General features: G+C 46.3%; 20 protein-coding genes. 9 read left to right on the forward strand and 11 right to left on the reverse strand.

Going from position 1 to position 20,854, the window contains the following annotated elements; genetic code table 11:
• Positions 1-93: 93 nt before the first annotated feature.
• Positions 94-2,256 carry a Tex family protein gene (locus AABA11_RS14200; protein ID WP_338268959.1) on the reverse strand — a complete coding sequence of 721 codons (2,163 nt, stop codon included), beginning with the start codon at positions 2,254-2,256 and terminating at the stop codon, positions 94-96.
• A 353-nt stretch (positions 2,257-2,609) separates the two neighbouring features.
• Here AABA11_RS14200 and AABA11_RS14205 point away from each other — a divergent pair, with 353 nt between their 5' ends.
• Positions 2,610-3,008, forward strand: coding sequence for an H-NS histone family protein (locus AABA11_RS14205; protein WP_338268961.1), 399 nt, complete (start codon positions 2,610-2,612; stop codon positions 3,006-3,008).
• An 82-nt stretch (positions 3,009-3,090) separates the two neighbouring features.
• On the opposite strand, the gene trmB is transcribed toward AABA11_RS14205, so the two are convergent.
• The 5 genes from trmB to AABA11_RS14230 all read right to left on the reverse strand — a co-directional run bounded on the left by trmB (position 3,091) and on the right by AABA11_RS14230 (position 6,428).
• The gene (gene trmB / locus AABA11_RS14210) at positions 3,091-3,801 is read right to left on the reverse strand and encodes a tRNA (guanosine(46)-N7)-methyltransferase TrmB (protein ID WP_265729463.1); all 711 of its coding nucleotides are present in this window, start codon (positions 3,799-3,801) and stop codon (positions 3,091-3,093) included.
• A gap of 133 nt (positions 3,802-3,934) precedes the next feature.
• Complete coding sequence (locus AABA11_RS14215) at positions 3,935-4,333, reverse strand: DUF423 domain-containing protein (protein ID WP_338268964.1); 399 nt, start codon at positions 4,331-4,333, stop codon at positions 3,935-3,937.
• Positions 4,334-4,389: 56 nt separating this feature from the next.
• Complete coding sequence (locus AABA11_RS14220; RefSeq protein WP_338268966.1) at positions 4,390-5,373, reverse strand: WD40 repeat domain-containing protein; 984 nt, start codon at positions 5,371-5,373, stop codon at positions 4,390-4,392.
• The gene (gene rsd, locus AABA11_RS14225; protein ID WP_265729466.1) at positions 5,345-5,815 is read right to left on the reverse strand and encodes a sigma D regulator; all 471 of its coding nucleotides are present in this window, start codon (positions 5,813-5,815) and stop codon (positions 5,345-5,347) included. The genes AABA11_RS14220 and rsd overlap by 29 nt, the downstream gene beginning before the upstream one ends.
• Positions 5,816-5,921: 106 nt before the next feature.
• A complete protein-coding gene (locus AABA11_RS14230; RefSeq protein ID WP_265729467.1) occupies positions 5,922-6,428 on the reverse strand; it encodes a disulfide bond formation protein B in 507 nt (168 codons plus the stop codon).
• 148 nt (positions 6,429-6,576) lie between these two features.
• Here AABA11_RS14230 and AABA11_RS14235 point away from each other — a divergent pair, with 148 nt between their 5' ends.
• Positions 6,577-7,002, forward strand: coding sequence for a flagellar basal body-associated FliL family protein (locus AABA11_RS14235; RefSeq protein WP_338268969.1), 426 nt, complete (start codon positions 6,577-6,579; stop codon positions 7,000-7,002).
• A gap of 94 nt (positions 7,003-7,096) precedes the next feature.
• Here the strand turns inward: AABA11_RS14235 and AABA11_RS14240 are convergent, their stop codons facing one another.
• The 4 genes from AABA11_RS14240 to AABA11_RS14255 form a co-directional block, all read right to left on the reverse strand.
• The gene (locus AABA11_RS14240; protein ID WP_338268971.1) at positions 7,097-7,381 is read right to left on the reverse strand and encodes an oxidative damage protection protein; all 285 of its coding nucleotides are present in this window, start codon (positions 7,379-7,381) and stop codon (positions 7,097-7,099) included.
• 497 nt (positions 7,382-7,878) lie between these two features.
• Positions 7,879-9,069 carry a chromate efflux transporter gene (gene chrA, locus AABA11_RS14245; RefSeq protein WP_338268973.1) on the reverse strand — a complete coding sequence of 397 codons (1,191 nt, stop codon included), beginning with the start codon at positions 9,067-9,069 and terminating at the stop codon, positions 7,879-7,881.
• Positions 9,066-10,136 carry an A/G-specific adenine glycosylase gene (gene mutY / locus AABA11_RS14250; RefSeq protein ID WP_338268975.1) on the reverse strand — a complete coding sequence of 357 codons (1,071 nt, stop codon included), beginning with the start codon at positions 10,134-10,136 and terminating at the stop codon, positions 9,066-9,068. Before mutY ends, chrA begins: the two co-directional genes overlap by 4 nt.
• A gap of 36 nt (positions 10,137-10,172) precedes the next feature.
• A complete protein-coding gene (locus AABA11_RS14255; RefSeq protein ID WP_338268978.1) occupies positions 10,173-12,455 on the reverse strand; it encodes an AsmA family protein in 2,283 nt (760 codons plus the stop codon).
• Between the two features lie 400 nt (positions 12,456-12,855).
• Here AABA11_RS14255 and hisB point away from each other — a divergent pair, with 400 nt between their 5' ends.
• From hisB to gshA, 4 genes are all read left to right on the forward strand, one after another.
• Positions 12,856-13,449 carry an imidazoleglycerol-phosphate dehydratase HisB gene (hisB, locus tag AABA11_RS14260; protein ID WP_265729474.1) on the forward strand — a complete coding sequence of 198 codons (594 nt, stop codon included), beginning with the start codon at positions 12,856-12,858 and terminating at the stop codon, positions 13,447-13,449.
• 42 nt (positions 13,450-13,491) lie between these two features.
• Positions 13,492-14,154, forward strand: coding sequence for an imidazole glycerol phosphate synthase subunit HisH (hisH, locus tag AABA11_RS14265; RefSeq protein WP_338268980.1), 663 nt, complete (start codon positions 13,492-13,494; stop codon positions 14,152-14,154).
• A 25-nt stretch (positions 14,155-14,179) separates the two neighbouring features.
• A complete protein-coding gene (gene hisF / locus AABA11_RS14270; RefSeq protein ID WP_100186628.1) occupies positions 14,180-14,953 on the forward strand; it encodes an imidazole glycerol phosphate synthase subunit HisF in 774 nt (257 codons plus the stop codon).
• A gap of 185 nt (positions 14,954-15,138) precedes the next feature.
• Positions 15,139-16,731, forward strand: coding sequence for a glutamate--cysteine ligase (gene gshA / locus AABA11_RS14275; RefSeq protein ID WP_338268982.1), 1,593 nt, complete (start codon positions 15,139-15,141; stop codon positions 16,729-16,731).
• An 89-nt stretch (positions 16,732-16,820) separates the two neighbouring features.
• On the opposite strand, the gene yihA is transcribed toward gshA, so the two are convergent.
• Positions 16,821-17,465: a ribosome biogenesis GTP-binding protein YihA/YsxC gene (gene yihA, locus AABA11_RS14280; protein WP_265729478.1), complete on the reverse strand. Its 645-nt coding sequence runs from the start codon at positions 17,463-17,465 to the stop codon at positions 16,821-16,823.
• A gap of 335 nt (positions 17,466-17,800) precedes the next feature.
• On the opposite strand from yihA, the gene AABA11_RS14285 reads away from it, so the two are divergent.
• The 3 genes from AABA11_RS14285 (at position 17,801) to ubiE (ending at position 20,853) form a co-directional block, all read left to right on the forward strand.
• Complete coding sequence (locus AABA11_RS14285; RefSeq protein ID WP_265729479.1) at positions 17,801-18,421, forward strand: thiol:disulfide interchange protein DsbA/DsbL; 621 nt, start codon at positions 17,801-17,803, stop codon at positions 18,419-18,421.
• A gap of 15 nt (positions 18,422-18,436) precedes the next feature.
• A complete protein-coding gene (locus tag AABA11_RS14290) occupies positions 18,437-19,963 on the forward strand; it encodes a GGDEF domain-containing protein (protein ID WP_338268985.1) in 1,527 nt (508 codons plus the stop codon).
• 134 nt (positions 19,964-20,097) lie between these two features.
• Entirely contained in the window at positions 20,098-20,853 is a 756-nt protein-coding gene (gene ubiE, locus AABA11_RS14295) for a bifunctional demethylmenaquinone methyltransferase/2-methoxy-6-polyprenyl-1,4-benzoquinol methylase UbiE (RefSeq protein WP_265729481.1), read from the forward strand.
• The last annotated feature ends 1 nt before the right edge of the window (position 20,854 follow it).

A 20,854-nucleotide genomic window follows, 5' to 3' on the forward strand; every position in this document is an offset into this window, starting at 1 on the left:
TGTAATAGCCCAACGCGCTATCTAAAAAAACCGATTAGCCGGCTGGTTAATCGGTTTTTTTGTTTGCGCGCCTAACAAAACACTCAATGAATGTTATAAGCCATTGGCTTTCAACGCGATTCGTTTGCGCTGTACATCGACTTCCAACACAGTGACATTCACCACTTGTCCCACTCGCACCAAATCTCTAGGGTCTTTCACGAATCGATTGGCTAGCTGAGAAATATGAATCAGCCCATCTTGATGAACACCAATGTCAACAAACGCGCCAAACGCCGCCACGTTAGTAACAACACCTTCTAAGGTCATCCCCTCGTGGACATCATCGAGTGTTTGTACCGTCTGATCAAAAACTGCATAGCGAAATTCAGGACGAGGATCTCGACCCGGCTTTGCTAATTCCGTCAAAATATCTGAATAGGTAAAACCATCCACCTGAGCCATGCTCGGCGCCATGTTTTTAAGCTGTTGTAAAGCGTGGCTGTTGTTTAAAAGCTGATGCGCTTCAAGCGACAGGCGCTCTGCCATTTGCTGCACCAAGAGATACGACTCAGGATGCACGCCAGACTGATCCAGTGCCTCTTTACCGTTTAGAATTCTTAGAAAACCGGCGCATTGTTCAAAACATTTCTCTCCAATACCTTTTATCTTCAACAACTCTGCCCGAGATTCAATACGACCTTTTTGTTGACGATATTCAACGATATTTTGTGCAAGACGCTGTGTTAAACCAGACACATAGGACAACAAAGACACCGACGCCAAGTTGATATCAACACCAACACGGTTCACACAGTCTTCCACCACATTCCCCAGCGACTTGGAAAGCAGAGACACTTTCACATCGTGCTGATATTGGCCCACGCCAATCGCCTGTGGGTCGATTTTTACCAACTCCGCAAGTGGGTCTTGAAAGCGTCGAGCAATAGACACCGCACCACGAATGGTGACATCCAAATCGGGGAACTCTTGTATCGCAATCGGTGAGGCAGAATAAACAGACGCCCCCGCTTCACTGACCACCACCGCACGACAATTAAGCTGCTGTTGTGTTATTAATGCATTAATAAGCGCTTCGGTTTCCCGTGAGGCCGTGCCATTACCAACGGCCAACCAAGCAATGCGATGCCGATTAATAAGGGACAGCAAAGTAGCTTCGGCTTCTTGTGTGCGATTTTGAGGTCCATGAGGGTAAATAACCCCGTGATCTAATACACTACCTTGTTCATCAATCACAGCCAGTTTTACGCCATTGCGAAAACCTGGATCAACGCCTAATACACGAAACGCCCCCGCTGGCGCCGACATTAATAAGTCGTGTAAATTATCCGCAAAAACCTGTATCGCCCCTTCTTCGGCTCGGTCTTTCAGCTGAGTTAAAACATCGGTTTCTAATTTAGGCAGCAGTTTCTTATCCCAAGCAAGGTTTAAATAACGTCGCTGTACAGACGTTACACGATTCGATTCCGGTTGTGTCCCATCAAACAGTTGATTCAAATGAGGAAAGAGTAAAGTGTCCGGGTAAGAAGCCGAGTATTTCAATGCAACACTCAGCTTTAATATGGATTCTTTTTTTCCTCTAAATAACGCCAGCAATCTATGCGCTGGCACTTTATTTATATCTTCTTGGTAATCAAAGTAATCTCGAAATTTCTCGCCTAATTCTTTTTTGCCTCTTAATACGCGACTGATAATACGTCCATTTTTCAGCAATTCTGCTCGACCTTGCTTTAGTACGTCACTGTCATTAGCAATGGTTTCGCTTACTATCTCCAACACCCCTTCTAGAGCCTGTTCAGGCGTGACTTTGCTGTTCGTTTGCTTGCACCATGCGGAAACAGCCGACACGCTGTCCGAACGATCGCCAGACCAGATTAGCGCGGCCAGCGGTTGCAGACCTTGCTCTCTTGCTTCATCGGCTTTTGTTTTACGCGCTTTTTTAAAAGGGGCGTATAGATCTTCTAATTCATTTTTAGAGGTGGCGTTCTGTATTTTCTTTCGAATAATATCGGTCACCGCAGAATCGTCAGCTAATAATGAGAGGATGCTTTCTTTGCGTTTACCTAATTCCACTAGGTATTGCCATCTATCATAAAATGAACGCAGATCCATGTCGCTCATACCGCCCGTACTCTCTTTTCTATATCGAGCAATGAAAGGCACCGTGGCACCTTCTTCAAATAATTGAATGATGTTGTTACTGTGTTTTTTTAATATAGAAAACTCTACGCTTAAGTTATCTGGTATAGAATTCATTTATTACCCTATTGTTTACACTTTTCTAACAGTCCAAAAACGTTATTTTATTAGCATGTTAGGATGTTTTTTATTAAAATCCGCTTACAAACTTGAAATAGTATAAAATCACACCACAATGTATTGATAGCAATTCAATTTTAAGCAGAAAAAGCAAAGTATATTGATTTGATCAAATACATAACAAGCTCACTTCTCGACTGTTATTCATTAACAATCAGAGAAGTCTGAAAACCTTTTCTAATGAAATCGTTTTTAATGGCTTATTTTAACACCACTGAGTGTAAAAGATGGATCTCTTTTCAGTGCAGGACCATACCAACCAGTTCTTAACAGATTAATAGGGGACACCAATGAGTTTATTAGTTGAATTAGCAGGCAATAAAGCAAAAGCACGTGCAGCAGGTAAAGAGCTAAGCGTTGCACAGCTTGAAAACCTAATTGCTGGCTTCACCAATGCACTTGAAAAAGCGAAGGAAGAAGAAGCGGCGCGCGAAGAAGAACAAGCGCTTAAATCGGCTCGTGCAGAAGAAATCGCCAACCTAATTGCGAAAAGCGGACTAACAATGGAAGAAATTGCGCTGTTAACCACACCAAAGGCTGGCGCGACAAAAGGCAAAACCGTAGAACCTAAATACCGTCTAGTGGTAGATGGTGAAACTCATGAGTGGACTGGCCGTGGCCGCACACCAAAAGTATTCAAAGAATACTTTGATGCTGGCAACAGCCGTGACAGCGTTGAAATCAAATAAGACTTTGATGACAATGTCGAACACATAATAAAAAAGCGACTCATGAGTCGCTTTTTTATTATCTTAACATCCGCACTTGTCGCTAGATTTTGTGCGTATAAATCAGATCCCAGACACCGTGCCCCAAACGCTCGCCACGTTGTTCAAATTTGGTCAGCGGTCGCCATTCAGGTCGAGGATGATACAACCCTTTACCCGCGGCATTTTCATACCCTGCTTGAACTTCCATTACTTCCATCATGTGCTCTGCGTATGGCTGCCAATCTGTCGCCATATGGAAATGTCCGCCGTCTTTTAAAACATTAGCCACTTGTTGAGCAAACAAAGGCTGAACGATACGGCGTTTGTTGTGCTTTTTCTTGTGCCAAGGATCAGGGAAAAATAATTGAAATGCACTGGCGGCTTTTTGCGGTAAGCAATTTGCCATGACTTCAATCGCGTCATCACAATAAACACGCAAATTGGTTACGCCCTGTTCGGTCGCCAACATCATCAATTTAGCCACGCCAGGGGGATGAACTTCGATTCCAATAAAGTCTTTCTCTGGGGCATTTTTCGCCATTTCAACCAGTGATGCGCCCATACCAAACCCAACTTCCAGCACAACGTCCGCTTCACGGCCAAATACCGTGGCGTAGTCGATACGTCCATCGGCCAGATCTAAACCGTAGATTTCCCAGTTTGCGTCGTAGTTTTTTTGTTGGCCTTCGGTCATGCGACCTCCTCGTACCACAAAACTGCGAATGGTACGTTTTTTAATAGGCTCTTGTGTTTCTGTTTTTTGATCTTGCATGATTGTGTGTCGCTTAGCGTAAATATGTTCTATTTGTGTGTGCTTACCATCCCATATTAGAAAGATAAAACACGCATTATCAATTTGGTCGCCATACTACCCGAAAAAGCCAATTATGTCCTGTTTAGTCTGATCAGAATTTAGACTTGATGCAGGGTGAGCGCCATAAGCTTACGGCCAAAAGACACCAAGCCAACAAATAGCAAAAACCACCTATTGGAGTTACAGCCCCTAAATAAGTAAGGCCAGTCAATGCCATGATATATAAGCTTCCTGCAAAAAATACATTCCCTAAAAAGAATAATACCAGCACACGCTTACAGGATGACAAAAACGAAAACAACGCAACCACCAATAATCCAGCCAATGCGTGATACATTAAGTACTGACTCGCCGTATGCCACCAGCCGAGGGCTTTAGCGTCAAGAATAGCTGTTAAGGCATGAGCGCCAAATGCACCTGCCGCCACAGAAAGAGCGGCCTGAAGAGCAAATAAGGCAGCCCATTTTAATAAGGGTGAAGTTGCTGTCATAAAAACCAGATTGAATTCAGTTGATGTGTTTATGGAAAGCTATCTGAACAGATAGCTTATTCTAGGACGTTAAAGTACCCATTACTGCCAATGGCGTAATAGCGATTGCCTGGCCCGTACGCTAAAGCAAGAACGGCAGACCCCGTTAGACGACTTTTCTGCTGCATAATGTCCCACTCTTTTTGAACGATGCCAGTGCTTACCTGAGCCAAGGTCACACGACCGGTGACTTCCCCCATCAAAATGGTTCGATCATCCTTCGCAAAAACAGCCTGACTGATGGTTACATTGCGATATTGCAATGCTCCGGTATCTATCTTTGTCAGTTCTTTGCCCGTTCTTGTTGACCAAATTTTGGCATTTCCTAATTGCGCGGCGCCAAACGCGTATTTACCGTCTGCCGATAACGCCACACTGGCGATGGCATTATTTAAGAGCCATTCGTATTTTTTCTCGCCCGTTTGCATGTCCCATAGAATCACCTTAGACAAATCGTCGCCTGTGATTCCCAGCATGCCATCCGGTGTGACATCAACGGCTCGTACAGTCGACCCCGTTCTTAGGGTCTGCTTTATGCCGCCACGTTTGATATCAAAATAACGTGCGGTTTGATCATTCAGACCAATTAACGCGTAATCGCCATTTTGCGTTAATTTAAGCGATTGAATATCGCCTGGTGTATTCCAAAAACCGTCCGGCTTTCCGGTGACGGTATTCCACAACACCAATGTGCGTGCACCGCCCGTTGCGGCAAACTGACCACTCGGGTCAATGTCTACGCCCAACAAAGAGGAATACTCCCCTTGGGCATGGTTCCAATTATAACGGCGCTCATTTACCGCGTTTACCCAGTAACTGCCACCGTGCTCAATAGAGCCAATTAACGCGGCCGAGCCATCATCACTCAATACCGCCGAATACAAACCTTGCACAGCGTATTTCGCCGTTCGAACTGGCGCCTCTGCCGAGCAAGACAATAATGCCGCGCAGCAGAAAGCCATAAAACCCAATTCAAGCGTCTTTTTCGCTGTGCGCTTCATGTAATTCCTTAATTAATTGGTCTTCGAATTGAAACCGTTCAGCCATCACGAGTGTTAAGGCCTGCAAAGAAAATGGCAAAGCCTCTAATTGCGCATTGCAATGCTCTTTAGTGTCGTATTTGTCGTTAAACTCAATCGCCACTTCCGTCGAACTGTCTATCTGCGGCAAAAGTTCACGTAACAGTACCAAGGCACCGTCATCATGAAATTCTTTGGCTTCCAACGCCAATTGTTCGTAAACCGTAAAATGCCCCGCAGACACATAATCCACCAGCATTTCGCATACTGCTTGTATTTTAGGTGTGTCCGTCGGTGTAAATTCACCGCGCTCACGCAAATACATCCAGTTTTCGATCAATTGTCGACGCTGCTCTAACCAACGATCAATAATGATGTGCACTCCGCCCCATCGCTCTTGGGCTGTTTTACAACCTTCTAACATATGCAGACTCCATCAGGCGTTCATTATTATTACTGTCTTACCTCAAGCATATTCCGATACGTTACCCCCTGCAAGACGATAGTCAGGGGGTATTTGTAACCTTTTATTAGCGAAAGGTGTTTTTACCCGCTCGCACAGCAATCACGATATTAATGATGGCCATGCCGACAAAGGCCACCAAAGTCCAGCCAGGAATGCTGATACCAAAGAGTGTCCACACCACATCTCCGCATTCTCCGGTACCCATCACCATCGCCTGCATAATTTCTTGCCACGGGAAGACTTCAAACATGTAGCTTAGTCCCGGCAAACACGCTGGTAGCTGCTCCGCTGGCAAATTTTGTAAATACAGATGGCGAATAGCCAGCGCCGCACCCGCAAAAGACAACACCACGACCAGCCAAGAACAGCTTTTTCGAACGGTGGCATTGGCCGTCAATGCAGAGCCCAATGACACCACCCCCACGCAAAAGAAAACAATGCGCTGCAACATACACAATGGGCAAGGCTCTAGCCCCATTTGGTATTCCATATAAAAAGCCACGGCTAAAAGAGCAAACGCGGCAAACGCAACCAAACCATGAAAACGACGAGCAGACAAAAACGCAAACATAAACGAAGGTTCCTAAGCTGACTAAAGTGATAATTTAAAAATATGAGTTTATGACAATAAGAAGACCAGAAAGTGCGAAATTCCTACTGACAGAACGCTTTAATGGCAGTTAGTATACTGTCTATTGGAACGAATACGAGAATCTACCATGTCATTGATGATGTCCTTGAGCAATAAAATACGAATCCTTGCTCTGAGCTGTGCTTTTTGCGCAACCAGCCTGAATGTCTACGCGGCAGAAGAAGGCGAAGCGCCCGTTCCGACCTATATCGAGTTAAAACCCAACTTTGTCGTAAACCATGTGGGGGATGAAACACGACTTAAATACATAAAGACCAGCATTAGCATCCGCACCGACATGAGCAAAAAAGAACTGATCGAAGCCAATATGCCCTTGGTCAGAGACGCACTCGTCATGTTTCTCAGCTCACGCACCACAGAACAAGTCACAGGCGCCATCGCCAGAGAGAAAACTCGCGAAGAAGCGGCTGTTGCCGTCAATACCGCATTAAAAGAAGAAACCGGCGCAGAACCGGTGAAAGACATTTTATTTGCCAGCTTTGTGACTCAATAAACACTCATTTACATACTCATTTGCTCAAACACAAAAAAAGCCCCTTGACCACCAAGAGGCTTTTTTATGAAAAATGACTCGCCCTAAAATCAACTTACAACTCTTTGATGTCATCAGGATCGACGTACCCAGACAATTTGTCTGTGGCTTCGTTATTGAAAAACTTATCCATTTGCTCCATGACATATTTACGAGAGTCAGGCTGCATCAGGTTCAATTGCTTTTCGTTGATCATCATTGTTTGCAGTAACTGCCATTCTTGCCAAGCTTGTTTAGACACTGACTGTAGAATTTCTTGGCCTTTTGCTCCCGGTAACGGCGCGCGGTCTAACGCCTCCATGTCTTTCTGAAACTTTTTGCAAAATACTGTATTCGCCATAGGAATCTCTCGTCATCATAAAGTAATAGAGTGGATAATGGCGTTAACATGTCAGAATTCAAGGCATTATAGAAATAAGATAAGAAACGCGATCCACTTAGCTCCTTCCCCCCCTGCTAGTAGGAAGGAACAAAAAACGTACTTAGCTCCTCCCCCTGCCAAGGGGGAGGCTGGGAGGGGGTTAACAAAGCTAACAACCCCATCCTAACCTTCCCCTTGAAGATAAGGGGAAGGAACAAAAATGCTTAGCCCTTCCCCCTGCTAAGGGGGAGGCTGGGAGGGGGTTAATAAAGCTAACAACCCCATCCTAACCTTCCCCTTGAAGATAAGGGGAAGGAACAAAAATGCTTAGCCCCTCCCCCTGCTAAGAGGGAGGCTGGGAAGGGGTCAACAAAGCTAACAACCCCATCCTAACCTTCCCCTTGAAGATAAGGGGAAGGAACAAAAATGCTTAGCTCCTCCCCCTGCTAAGGGGGAGGCTGGGAGGGGGTCAGTTTTTAAGCACTTCCAACCAATCCAATCAGCACAAATACCGCAATAAAAACAAAAATCGACGGCCGTTTGTAACGCAAAACAACAAAACCTACCCCGACAATCATCAGATCCCAAATCGTCAGTAAACTGGACGTGGCTATTGGAGAATACAGTGCCGCCAGCAAAATCCCTACGACGGCCGCATTAAGACACGCCACAGCAGAACGACAACGTGCCCGCTGGAACACACTCTGCCAAACACCCTGCGCGCTCAACATCAACAACAAACCAGACGAGAAAACCGCTAAGGTCGCCACACCTGCCCACCACCAAATTTGTTGACCATCGGGGGCGGCAATGGCTCCCAAAAAGCTCGCCATGGTAAACATCGGTCCAGGTACCGCTTGAGCCGCCGCATAACCTATTAAAACCGTCGATTCAGACACCATACCCGAGGCCGACGGCAAGACAAACGAAGACAGCATTGGCAACACCACATGACCGCCCCCAAACACCAAAGCACCCGCCTGATAAAAGCGGCCAAATAAGCCACTCAAACCATCATTTAGGGCAAAACTGACGATAAAAACGCCCACTACGATGGCCAATAACACGCCAGAAAAACGTATCGGTGGCAACGACTCTTGCGGAGACATCGCCTTAGCCGGAACAAAAAGGCTGACCAATACCGCCAACAACAGCGCCCACAACGTGGCCAATCCAAATGGGAATAACACAATAAACAGCCCACACAACACCGCCAACGCGGCAAGCAATGTCGTCTGGCAAAACGATCGCCACATACTGACACAAGCGTCGGCCACCACGACCACAGCCAACAGTTTTAAGCCATGCACTATGCCGTCAAAATAGCGGTTCTCCTGCCACGTTTGGCCAAACTGCGCCAGCAACACCATGATGACAAAAGACGGCAAAGTAAAACCGATAAACGCTGCCAACGCCCCCATTATGCCCGCGCGGTGATAGCCTAAAGCAAAGCCTACTTGGCTAGACCCTGGGCCAGGAACAATTTGACTTAGCGCCACCCACTGAGCATATTGGGATTCGCTCGCCCATTGTTTTCGCTTGATGAAAGTTTGGTTGAAATAACCAAGGTGTGCGGCGGGCCCACCGAAACTGGTAAAACCCAACAATAAAAACGAAACAAAAACCTCGACCACACGTTTATAAAAAGAGAGGTTTTTATCAGTCATCGGACACTCATTCCCAATTCATTCAGTTGCTCTAAAATACGTCTTACTGGCGCAGGTAACCCCTGCGCTAACGCTTCATCTGGATTAAACCATTGATATTTATCACCCTCTCCCACTAATTGAATGTCAGACACCACTATCTGGCTGGGCGAAATATCTAAATGGTAATGACTAAAAGTATGTCGAAACAATGACAACGGCGTGACAGCCGACACCTGCGTCGCAAATCGTTGCTCTGTATGCAAGACAACCGACTCCTCTACCGCCAATTCAGGCAAGCTCCATAGCCCCCCCCAAATCCCAACCGAAGGCCGTTTTTCCAATAACCACTGACCTTTCGGGTTGGTCAATACCAATAATTGAATGCTTTTCTCTGGCTTGGCGGCTTTTTTCGGTTTACGAATGGGAAATTGTGTTGGGTCTTGCGTCAGTCGACCTTGGCAGTCTTCTTCCAATGGACACAGCAGACATTGTGGCTTCGAACGAGTACACAGCGTCGCCCCTAGATCCATCATAGCTTGCGTGTAATCACCACAGCGTTCACTTGGCATATAATGCTCGGCTAAGTCCCACATGGCATTTTCCGTCTTTTTCTCACCTGGCCAAGTCGGTACCGCATGAAAACGAGCCAATACACGCTTCACATTGCCATCCAAAATCGCGGCCTGAACACCACGAGAAATCGACAATATCGCCGCTGCAGTGGAGCGCCCAATGCCAGGTAACTCACACACCCCTTCCACACTGTGTGGAAGCTCACTGTCCAACTCATCCACCAGCATTTTTGCCGCTTTGTGCATGTTGCGTGCTCGCGCGTAATAGCCAAGGCCGCTCCAATGCGCCAACACCTCGTCTTGTTCCGCGTCAGCAAGCGCCTCTACAGTGGGAAAGGAGGCCATGAATTTTTGGTAATACGGAATCACCGTTGTCACTTGCGTTTGTTGCAACATGATTTCAGAAATCCACACACGGTAAGGCGTTCTGTGCTCTTGCCATGGCAAGTTTTTACGCCCGTGCTCATCAAACCACGCTAATACACGAGGCGCGAAATTATCAACTGGTTGCATGTATTTCTCACATTTACGCCGTTTTATCCGTATGGGTTAAAACAAGCTCTTTAGTTTTTCTTTTAATTTCTCTTTTAACTTTTCTTCTTCCGCTTTCCGCTTTGCTTCAAGCTCGGCCTTTAATCGGGCGGTTTCCGCTTGTTTTTTCGCGTCTAATTCCGCTTTAATCTCCGCTTCCTTGGCTTTTAGTCGGGCTTTTTCTGCGTCCAATTTTTGCGTCAACTCGACTTTAGCAAGGTCCGCAAACAACTTCCCAAAGCCTTTTAGATCAGGGCGACATAAGCCCGCTGGGTCATCACTAAACTGACCTTTACACACAATAGGAAACGCCAATTTGGTTACCTTTTCATTCACACGGCACGCGTTGTCTAATTCACTGCCAGCGAGGCCAACATTGGCCTGATAATTCAACGAAGATTCAGGCAATGACACCACGCCATCACCGGTTACTTGAATGCCCGCGGAACTGATTTTCAAACCGGGCGTAGACACTTGGCCGTTTACAATATGGGCAGGAAAACGCATGGTTTCAAACGGTGTATCTGGCCCAAATTGTTGTTCATCAATGCGCTCTTTGCGTGTGGCTGCGATGCCTTCACACACGGTTTTGGTTAAATTCGTTCCGACCAATGCACCATTCTTGATTTCAATAAGCACATCGCCCTGTAAAGACGCCATCAGGTCATTGACGCTGTTGCCGCTCGTTTTTAGATCACCGTTTAAATACGTGGCTCCGGCGATTTTATTTAGATCCATGAAGTCCACTAACAATGGCTGAATTTGCACGCCCTCAATGGCAGGAGACACATCGATTACCGGTTGTTTGCCTCTCACATCCAGACGCGCTTTGGAAGACACGGTTCCCTTATACAAGGCCACTTGCAATGGTGCGACGGTGACTACCCCATGAGATTGGGTCGAATCCAACGACACTTTGTCAATTTTTACTTTTTTGACAATGATGTTTTCAAACACCAAACCAACATGACCATTTAACCCGCGAATCAGCTCGACAGGGATCAAAGCATCGGCTTCTTGTGCGGTTTGGGCTTCCATTTGTACGGCGGTTATGGCCTCTTTTGAGCCATTTTTATTAGGGGTAATCGGCGTTGGCAAATAGCGGTCTAGGTCTAGGTTTTTACCTGCAACTTTAATGTCCCAGCGCAAAGGCGACAGATCCACCACCGCATTGGCTTCCATGTTGGTGTCATCCATGGCAATTGAAATGGGCTGTGCGGTGATCGATTCTAGATTGCCTTCTAGGGTGATATTGGCACGCGCTTTCGTAAACGCACTGTCATCGGACATGTCCGGTACAGGTAAGTTAAGGCGTGTCATTAAATAGCGGGGATTCACGTCCCCCACCGACAATACGGCTGAAAACTGTGGCTCACTCAATACTTGATACGCCTGAACTTTGGCGTCTAGGTTCACACCCAGCACACTTAACGCCGCGCCTTCTATTAAGACATTCTCTTGCGGCAAATCCACATCCACATTCGCCACTTTGAGTTTTGCGCTGATTGGGCTAACAGGCAAAAGCGCGCTGTCTACCTCGGCTGACAACACTAACGAATCCAACGCTAACGCTTCTCTTTCTGGAAAAACGGCAAGATTGGCGTTCAACGATACGTTGGCTTTAATGGGCGACTGCCCCTGTAAATCACTTTGCGTTACGGCAATGTCCATCACCATTGGCCACGCTTTGTCCCATTCCACGTCGTTTAATTGAATATTAAAGACGGCGCTCAACAACTGATTGGTTTGTTCATCACGGTACTGAACTTGCGCGTTTTCAATGCGCAACTCGTCCAACTGTATAGCGGGAAGTGCTCGACTTGGTGTGCTGTCGGTAGTGGTCGAAGAAGAGGGATTCACGGTTGCCGCTGTCGTTTCTGTTTGGTTCAGTGATTTCTCGCTCGGGCTTGCCGATGGGTTTAACTGCCAATTCCCTTGCCCTTTGGCGTTTTTGATTAAACTGGCTTTCACATTGACTAGGTTGACCTTATTCACCTGAATCTTCTGTTCCAGCAAGGGTAAAATAGCCAATCCAAACTCTGCGCGGTCGAATTGCACTATTTCAGGGTCAGAACCCAAAGCCACGCCAATATCTTCTAAGTTCAAACCTAACCAAGGAAAAAACGACCAACTGATGTCGCCATCCAAACGCAGACTGACATTGGCTTTTTCTAACGCAACGCTTTTGAGCTCGTCTTTAAAATCATTGGGATTCACAAACAACATCACGTACGCCAACAGCAAAGCAATGACGGCGAACAAACCCACCACTAACATACCAATTCGCTTTAACCACACCATGAAAAACCCCTAAATGAATTGTCCTTACCAGCCTCCCCCTTAGCAGGGGGAGGAGCTAAATTCGTTTTTTTTGTTCCTTCCCCTTATCTTCAAGGGGAAGGTTAGGATGGGGGTGTTAGTTTTTTAACCCCCTCCCAGCCTCCCCCTTAGCAGGGGGGAGGTGCTAAATTCGTTTTTTCGTTCCTTCTTCTTATCTTCCAAAGGCAGGAATAAAAATATCGCCGTATCATAGCATTCGATGTTGGCGTTTATCGATGCAATAGCGATAACTCATCGAAAAACACACGGACAAAGCATAGAAGCAAACGTGTCCACGTTCTATAATGATCATCTTATGTCATCCTCTTAATACACAAAACGTGGCGGCCATTCGTCACAATCACGGTGGAGAAACCAATCAATGTCCGATCGCATTGCCAGTGTCGAGCGCAATACGCTTGAAACTCAGATCAAGGTGTCGATTAACTTAGACGGTACCGGTAAATTCAACTGCTTCACAGGCGTTCCTTTCCTTGACCACATGCTTGAACAAGTCGCGCGTCATGGCCTGATTGATTTAGATATTCATGCCGTGGGCGACCTTCACATTGACGCTCACCACACTGTTGAAGATTTGGGTATCACATTAGGGCAAGCATTTGATATTGCTGTTGGCGACAAAAAAGGCATCAAACGCTACGGCCACGCTTATGTGCCATTAGACGAAGCCTTATCTCGTGTGGTGATCGATTTCTCTGGCCGTCCAGGTCTAGAAATGCACGTGCCATTTACTCGTGGCTCTGTTGGTGGCTTTGATGTGGATTTATTCTCTGAGTTTTTCCACGGTTTTATTAATCACGCAAAAGTGACCCTACACCTAGATAACCTGCGCGGTAAAAACACTCACCACCAAGCGGAAACCATCTTCAAAGCATTTGGTCGTGCATTGCGCATGGCACTAGAAGCGGACGAACGTATGGCGGGGCAAATGCCTTCCACCAAAGGTTCTTTGTAGGACTCTCTTAGTTTGAGCGATAAGAGTATGAGCAATAAGAGTATGAGTGAAACGAAAAGATCCACCGTCGCGGTAATCGACTATGGCATGGGTAACCTTCACTCGGTTGCCAAAGCCCTTGAGCACGCGGCGGATGAAAACACCGACGTAATCGTCACCAGTGACCCTGCGGCGATCGATGCGGCAGACCGAGTTTTACTGCCGGGCGTTGGTGCCATTCGTGATTGTATCGGCGAAATGCACAATGCTGGGCTGGTTCCGAGTATTCGCAAAGCCATGGCAGAAAAACCTTTTCTTGCCATTTGTGTCGGTATTCAGTCGTTGATGTCACACAGTGAGGAAAACGGCGGCGTTGATTGCCTAAATCATTTTCAAGGCAACGCGCTGTTCTTTGGCGAACACCACAAAGACCATGACGGCAGCAAACTCAAAGTGCCGCACATGGGCTGGAATCAGGTTAAACACACCATAAACCACCCGCTTTGGGCGGGGATTCCAGACAACGCGCGCTTTTACTTTGTGCACAGCTTTTATGTGGTGCCAGAAAACAAAAATGAAGTCGCAGGCACCTGTGACTATGGTTTGGAGTTCTGTGTTGCGATTGCGCGTGACAATGTATTTGCGGTGCAATTCCACCCAGAGAAAAGCCACAAAGACGGCCTTCAACTGTATAAAAACTTCCTTAACTGGGATGGCAAGCCATAACAGCAATCGATATTAGGAGCCGTAAATGGGCTTAGCAAAACGCATTATTCCTTGCCTTGATGTGGACAATGGCCGCGTTGTAAAAGGCGTTCAGTTCGTTGATATTCGTGACGCTGGCGACCCAGTTGAAGTCGCAAAACGCTACAACGAACAAGGTGCAGATGAGATTACCTTTCTCGACATCACCGCCAGTTCAGACGATCGCGCAACGACAGTTCACATGGTTGAAGCCATTGCCAGCCAAGTGTTTATCCCGCTTACCGTAGGTGGCGGCATTCGTACCTGCGAAGACATTCGTCGCATGCTTAACGCAGGCGCAGACAAAGTTGGCATTAATACCGCAGCGGTCTTTAACCCTGAGTTTGTGCGCGAAGCCGCACAACGCTTTGGTTCTCAGTGTATCGTTGTCGCCATTGATGCGAAAAAAGTCAGCGCCGAAGGCGAACCAGACAAATGGGAAATTTTCACCCATGGTGGCCGTAAACCGACTGGTTTAGACGCCGTTGAGTGGGCGAAGAAAATGGTCGAATACGGCGCAGGAGAAATCTTGCTGACCAGTATGGACCGCGACGGCACCAAAAATGGTTTCGACCTTGGCGTTACTCGCGCCATTAGTGAAGCCGTGCATGTGCCTGTTATCGCCTCTGGTGGCGTTGGTAACCTCGATCATCTTGTCGATGGCGTCATCGAAGGCAAAGCCGATGCCGTGTTGGCGGCCAGTATTTTCCATTTCGGTGAATACAGCATTCAAGAAGCCAAGCAACGCATGACCGACGCCGGCATTGAAATGCGTCTTTAGCGCATTCGGAAATGGCATCAAAAAATTAAAAACGCGGTGTATCAACATCGCGTTTTTATTTTCGTATCCTCATCGGGAAGTCAGCATTTTTTGTGCATGGGATATCTGTTGCTTGCTGCGAATAAGCTCTGCCGAGTACAATCCTTGAAATTTCATTTTGCCTTATTCAATAGAAGGACGACTTCTTGACTACCTTAACCGATGCTTTGCAAGCGTTGGCAGACCATTGCCAACAAGCCGCGACAACTTCTGCCTTAACATTTCATCGTGGCGTAGAACGAGAAGCCTTACGCGTTGACCGTACCGAAGGCCGCATTTCGCACAAGCCTCACCCGAAAGCATTGGGCTCCGCTTTGACTCACAGCTCTATTACAACGGATTATTCTGAGTCACTAATGGAGTTCATCACTGGCGTTCACCCAAGTGTGGAAGGCGTCATAAAGGAACTGGAAGACATTCATAATTTGGTCAACCACGAACTTTACAAGCAAGACGAATGTTTGTGGCCAGCCAGTATGCCTTGTTATTTGGCCGGTAATGAGGACGTTCCTATTGCCTATTATGGAGAATCAAACACCGGCAAGCTAAAGCGCGTTTACCGTGAAGGTTTGTCTAATCGCTATGGTCGCATCATGCAATGCATCGCGGGCATGCATTACAACTTCTCTTTCGACAAGGATTTCTGGTCTTTCTTGGAAAACCATAAAGGTCGTGCCAATCTTTCGGCGACTGAAAAGCAAGCTTTCCAATCAGACAGTTATTTTGCCCTAATCCGTAACTTCCGTCGCAGTTCTTGGATGTTATCACTGTTGTTTGGCGCGTCTCCTGCCATCGATGACAGCTTTCTTCCGAAAAAACCAGACAGTTTAAACACGCTTGAGAAAAACACTTGGTTTGGCCCAAAAGCCACGTCATTACGAATGAGCGACCTTGGCTACCAAAACAAGGCGCAAGCCGATCTTTATGTGTGCTACAACGAAGTTGACACCTACATCAGCACGGTCAAAAAAGCCTTGCAGACGCCTTATCAGCGTTACCAAGACATTGGCGTAAAAGTAGACGGCCAATATCGACAGCTGAACAGTAATTTGCTGCAAATAGAAAACGAGTACTACAGCGACATTCGACCCAAGCGTGTCACCCAACAGGGCGAGCATCCGAGCGCAGCGCTTCATGCACGAGGGGTTGAATACATTGAAGTTCGTATTATGGATCTTGATCCAAGCTCTTCGATTGGCATGCAATCTTCGACGCTGTACTTCATCGATGTATTCTTGCTTTACTGCATGCTGCGTGGTGATGAGCGTCTAGGCAGTGCAGAATGCAGCCAACTGCGTCAAATGCAACAAGAGATTGCTTCCCACGGTCGTGATTTGGATATGGATTTTGACTTTGGCCAAGGCCCAACCAAGCTTCGCTCAAAAGCAGAATCGATGTTGAACTCACTGGCGGAAGTGGCGGATTTTCTGTCCAATAAAACAGGCAATCCCGCTTACCGTGATGCGGTTGAAATGCAGCGAGAAAAGCTCAACAACGAGACACTGCTTCCTTCGTCTCAGCTGTTAGAACGCAGTAAAGCACAACAAGGTTACCAAAACGCCATGTTGGCACTCTCTAAAGAGCAGCAGACACAGTGGATGTCTCGCCCTTTATCTGACGAGCTGATTCGTGAATTTACGCTAAAAGCAGAGCGGTCTTTACAAGACCAAGAGGCAATGGAAGCGACAGACGACGTCGATTTCGACACCTTTCTTACGGCGTATTTAACTCCACAATAAAACGTCTTTTACACCTATAGACCTAAAAAAGCCTCGATGAGGCTTTTTTAGGTCTGGTTCAGATCGGGCGTTCTATTTAACACATGCTATTATGCATTTGGTGAAACAGGAATCTCTTCCAGATTATCAAGTACCAACCATTCAGCCAGTTTGATGCGCAAGTTGTCGACACCGTCACCATTGAGTGAAGAAAACGTTTGCACTGTGCCGTCAACGCCTTGCGCTTTTAGGGCTTTTTGTACCGTAAACATGGAAGCTTGAGCTGGACCGCGCTTTAACTTATCCGACTTGGTCAGTAGCACGTGCACTTTCATACGATTGGACTTCGCCCAATCCAACATCATTTCGTCAAATTCTTTTAATGGGTGGCGAATGTCCATAACCAAAACCACCCCCGCCAACGAGCGACGGTTCATCAGGTAATCTTGCATGTGAGCTTGCCAGACTTTTTTCATTTCAATCGGCACTTTTGCAAACCCGTATCCAGGCAAGTCAATCAAACGACGATCGTCCACGTTTAACCCAAAACAGTTAATCAGCTGAGTACGTCCAGGTGTTTTGGAAGTACGCGCTAATTTCTTTTGGTTGGTCAGCGTGTTCAACGCCGTTGATTTGCCCGCATTCGAGCGACCTGCAAATGCGACTTCGACGCCTTGGTCTAAAGGGCATTGAGAGAGTTTCTCGGCACTTTTAATAAAGTGTGCAGATTGAAAAGTGGAGTCAAAAGGGGTCATAAGTTGATATTCGTCAGTAGATTCGGATTTGCATTCAGATTTATTTCATTTGCTGTATATAATGCCAGCAATCGTAAAAATATGCCATGTTAAACTCGGCTAGACACGGGAATCACAGGAAATGAGCAAAGCCACCATTGATCCGATGTTTCATTTCATTAAAAACATTGAGAAAGACTCCACCAATCTGCTTTTTTGTTGTAAGTTTTATGTAAACTTACTGGAAATGCAGAACCTTCCTCAATTCAAATAATCGTATTCTATGTCATTCTGTGCATGATATGCAGATACTATTAAAGACAAACATAACCATTTAATACGATCAGGAGTAACCCATGATAAAGCTGTTTTCAGCATTGATACTTTCTTTCTTTATTTCACTAACGGCGACGGCGGCAGAATACAGTGACGGCAATGGCTACACGACGATTAAAACGCCCGTTCGTACCAGCGACCCAAGCAAGATCGAAGTCACTGAAATTTTTTGGTACGGATGCCCACATTGCTACAAGCTAGAACCTATTACCGCCGCATGGAAAAAGAACGCACCAAGCGATGTTGATTTTAAATTCCTTCCAGCGGTGTTTGGCCGTAACTGGTTGGCGCACGCTAAAGCCTTCTACGTTGCCGATCTGCTTGGCATTGAAGATAAAATTCGCGCAGACCTTTTTAATGCTATCCATGTTGAACGTCGTAATCTAAACTCAGAAGACGCGTTGGCGAGCTTCTTTGCAAATTACGGTGTTAGCGAAGACGAGTTCCATAAACAATACAACTCTTTCGCAGTGAACAGCCGTTTGAGCCAAGCCGATGCAAAAATTCGTGCTTATGGTGCTCGCGGTGTTCCTGGATTGATTGTAAATGGTAAATACTTGGTCAGTGCTGAAACAGCGAATGGAAACGAAAATATTTATAAAGTCGTTGATTTTCTTATCGAGAAAGAACGTCAAAAATAATATAAATGAGGCGATATGACGGAATCATCAAGTGACAAACTGATCGAAGCTTTACGCAAAGCGGTTTCCCGAACGAGCATGCTCGCAGAAGGAAATGACCCTAAACTGGATTCCGTTGTTCGCCAAATTCGCCAAGCCATAACAAAAGGGGCGGACGCGAACGAGATACAAGACGTACTCAATGCAGCTGAGCCATTGCTTATTCAAAGCGATGAAGCTCAGCTAAGTCGAGCAAAGCAAGTTCGAAATTGCTTGCAAGATCTGATTGAACTACTTGAAAAGCAAAATACTAGCAGCGTTCCTCAAAACGAAAAGAAACAGCTAGAAGCACAAATACGTATAAACTGGCAAGTATCGTCACAATGGCCACACTTGCTAAAAGGCTTTTTGTCTTTGGCCGAAAAAACCCTAGTACAAACCGAACATAATCCGTCAAAAAGCTCTTTTCTCAAGCGTTTTTTTAACCGTGAGACTCAGGTCATTACGCCGAAAAACGACCAAGAAATCATGGTACAGATCAGTCATACGCTCGCGGGCTTGACGAATAACCTAATGCTTCCCAGCCATTATGATGATGATATCTCTGATCTTAATAAAGCCCTATTAGGCAATAACAACTTACAACAGTTACCCGCGCTGCTTGATGAAGTCATTAACTTAATCATGGTGGCCATTGGCAAGACTCAAGAAAACCTCACCAACTACTTAAATCAATTAAACAAGCAACTTGCCAGTATTAATGAGTCCATTACCAGCAGTTATCACTCGCAAAAGTCGTTATCTGAAAGTCGAGAAGGATTTAACACCAAGCTTCAACAACAGGTAACGAACACGTCTCAGGCCGTCAAAGGGGCCAGCGATTTAGACAGTTTAAAGGCATTGATCGATGACCGGTTGTCGACGATATCGACCACCATGAGCGAATACCGAACCCAGATGCTGAGGCAAGAAAAACACGCGACACAATCGATTACACAGCTAAAAAACAAAGTCACTCGCATGGAAAAAGACACCGCATCACTGCGCTCTTTGCTGCAAGAAAAATTGGCGCAAGCGATGACAGATTCCCTCACCGATTTACCCAATCGCACCGCCTACCAAGACGCTATTCTCCCACTCTGCAAAATCATGCAAAAAACACAGAAGCCTATTTGTTTGGCAGTTTGCGACATTGATCATTTTAAAAAAGTAAATGACACATGGGGGCATCTTGCCGGCGATAAGGTATTACGTCTGGTTCCAAAACAAATTCGCAGTATTTTGTCGAAAGAAGATTTGATGTTCCGTTACGGTGGAGAAGAATTTGTTATTGTTTTCCCCGAGTTGACTCTTACACAAGCCACCGAACGCGCGGAAGCCATTCGTCTAGCGGTGGCAAAAACCCCGTTTAATATGCAAGGCGAGCCCGTTTCTATCTCTGTTTCAATAGGGATTGCCGAGCTGATCCCACAAGAAGAGCCTGAATCTTTGTTCGCTCGTGCAGATAAACAGCTGTATCTCGCAAAAGAATCTGGCCGAAATAAAGTCATGGTCAACAAATAGAAAGGACAAAGCAGTACCAGAGCCTTGTCGTCGCGGTTACAATAACCGCCATACGCTCGCTACAATACAGCGACTAACACAATTGCTAGAAAAGAAGACAGGCGTGCGATGCCGCCATTAGGATGAAGTAGTTTATGCAAGACGATCAGAAAAAAACCACCGACTTTGGTTTTAAAGAAATTCCCACAGACGAAAAGGTACAAGCTGTCGCGCAAGTTTTCCACTCCGTCGCTGCAAAATACGACATTATGAATGACCTAATGTCTGGCGGCATTCATCGCCTATGGAAACGTCATACCATCAGCCAATCTGGTGTTCGTGCTGGCAACTGCGTACTCGATATTGCCGGCGGTACAGGGGATTTAACCCTAAAGTTTTCACGTTTAGTTGGCAGCCAAGGCCAAGTCATTTTGGCGGACATTAACGATTCCATGCTAAAAGTAGGTCGTGACAAATTGGCCAATCAAGGTGTCGTCGGAAACGTCAAATTTGTACAAGCCAATGCCGAAGCCTTGCCCTTCCCTGATGACACGTTTGACTGCATTACCATTGCATTTGGTTTGCGCAATGTGACGGACAAATCCAAAGCACTTGCTTCCATGTACCGTGTATTGAAGCCCGGCGGACGTTTGCTGGTTCTTGAGTTCTCTAAACCCGAGTCAGAATTATTGTCGCAAGTGTATGACCAGTACTCATTCCGACTTCTTCCAGCCATGGGCAAACTGATCGCCAATGACGCCGACAGCTACCGCTACTTGGCTGAGTCTATACGCATGCATCCTGATCAAGAAACACTAAAAGGCATGATGGACGACGTGGGGTTTGAACGCACAAGCTACCAAAACTTAACCGGCGGTATTGTTGCGCTACACAAAGGATTTAAATTCTAGT

Origin of the sequence: Marinomonas pontica, assembly GCF_036322735.1 — a bacterium.
Classification (GTDB): Bacteria; Pseudomonadota; Gammaproteobacteria; order Pseudomonadales; family Marinomonadaceae; genus Marinomonas; species Marinomonas pontica.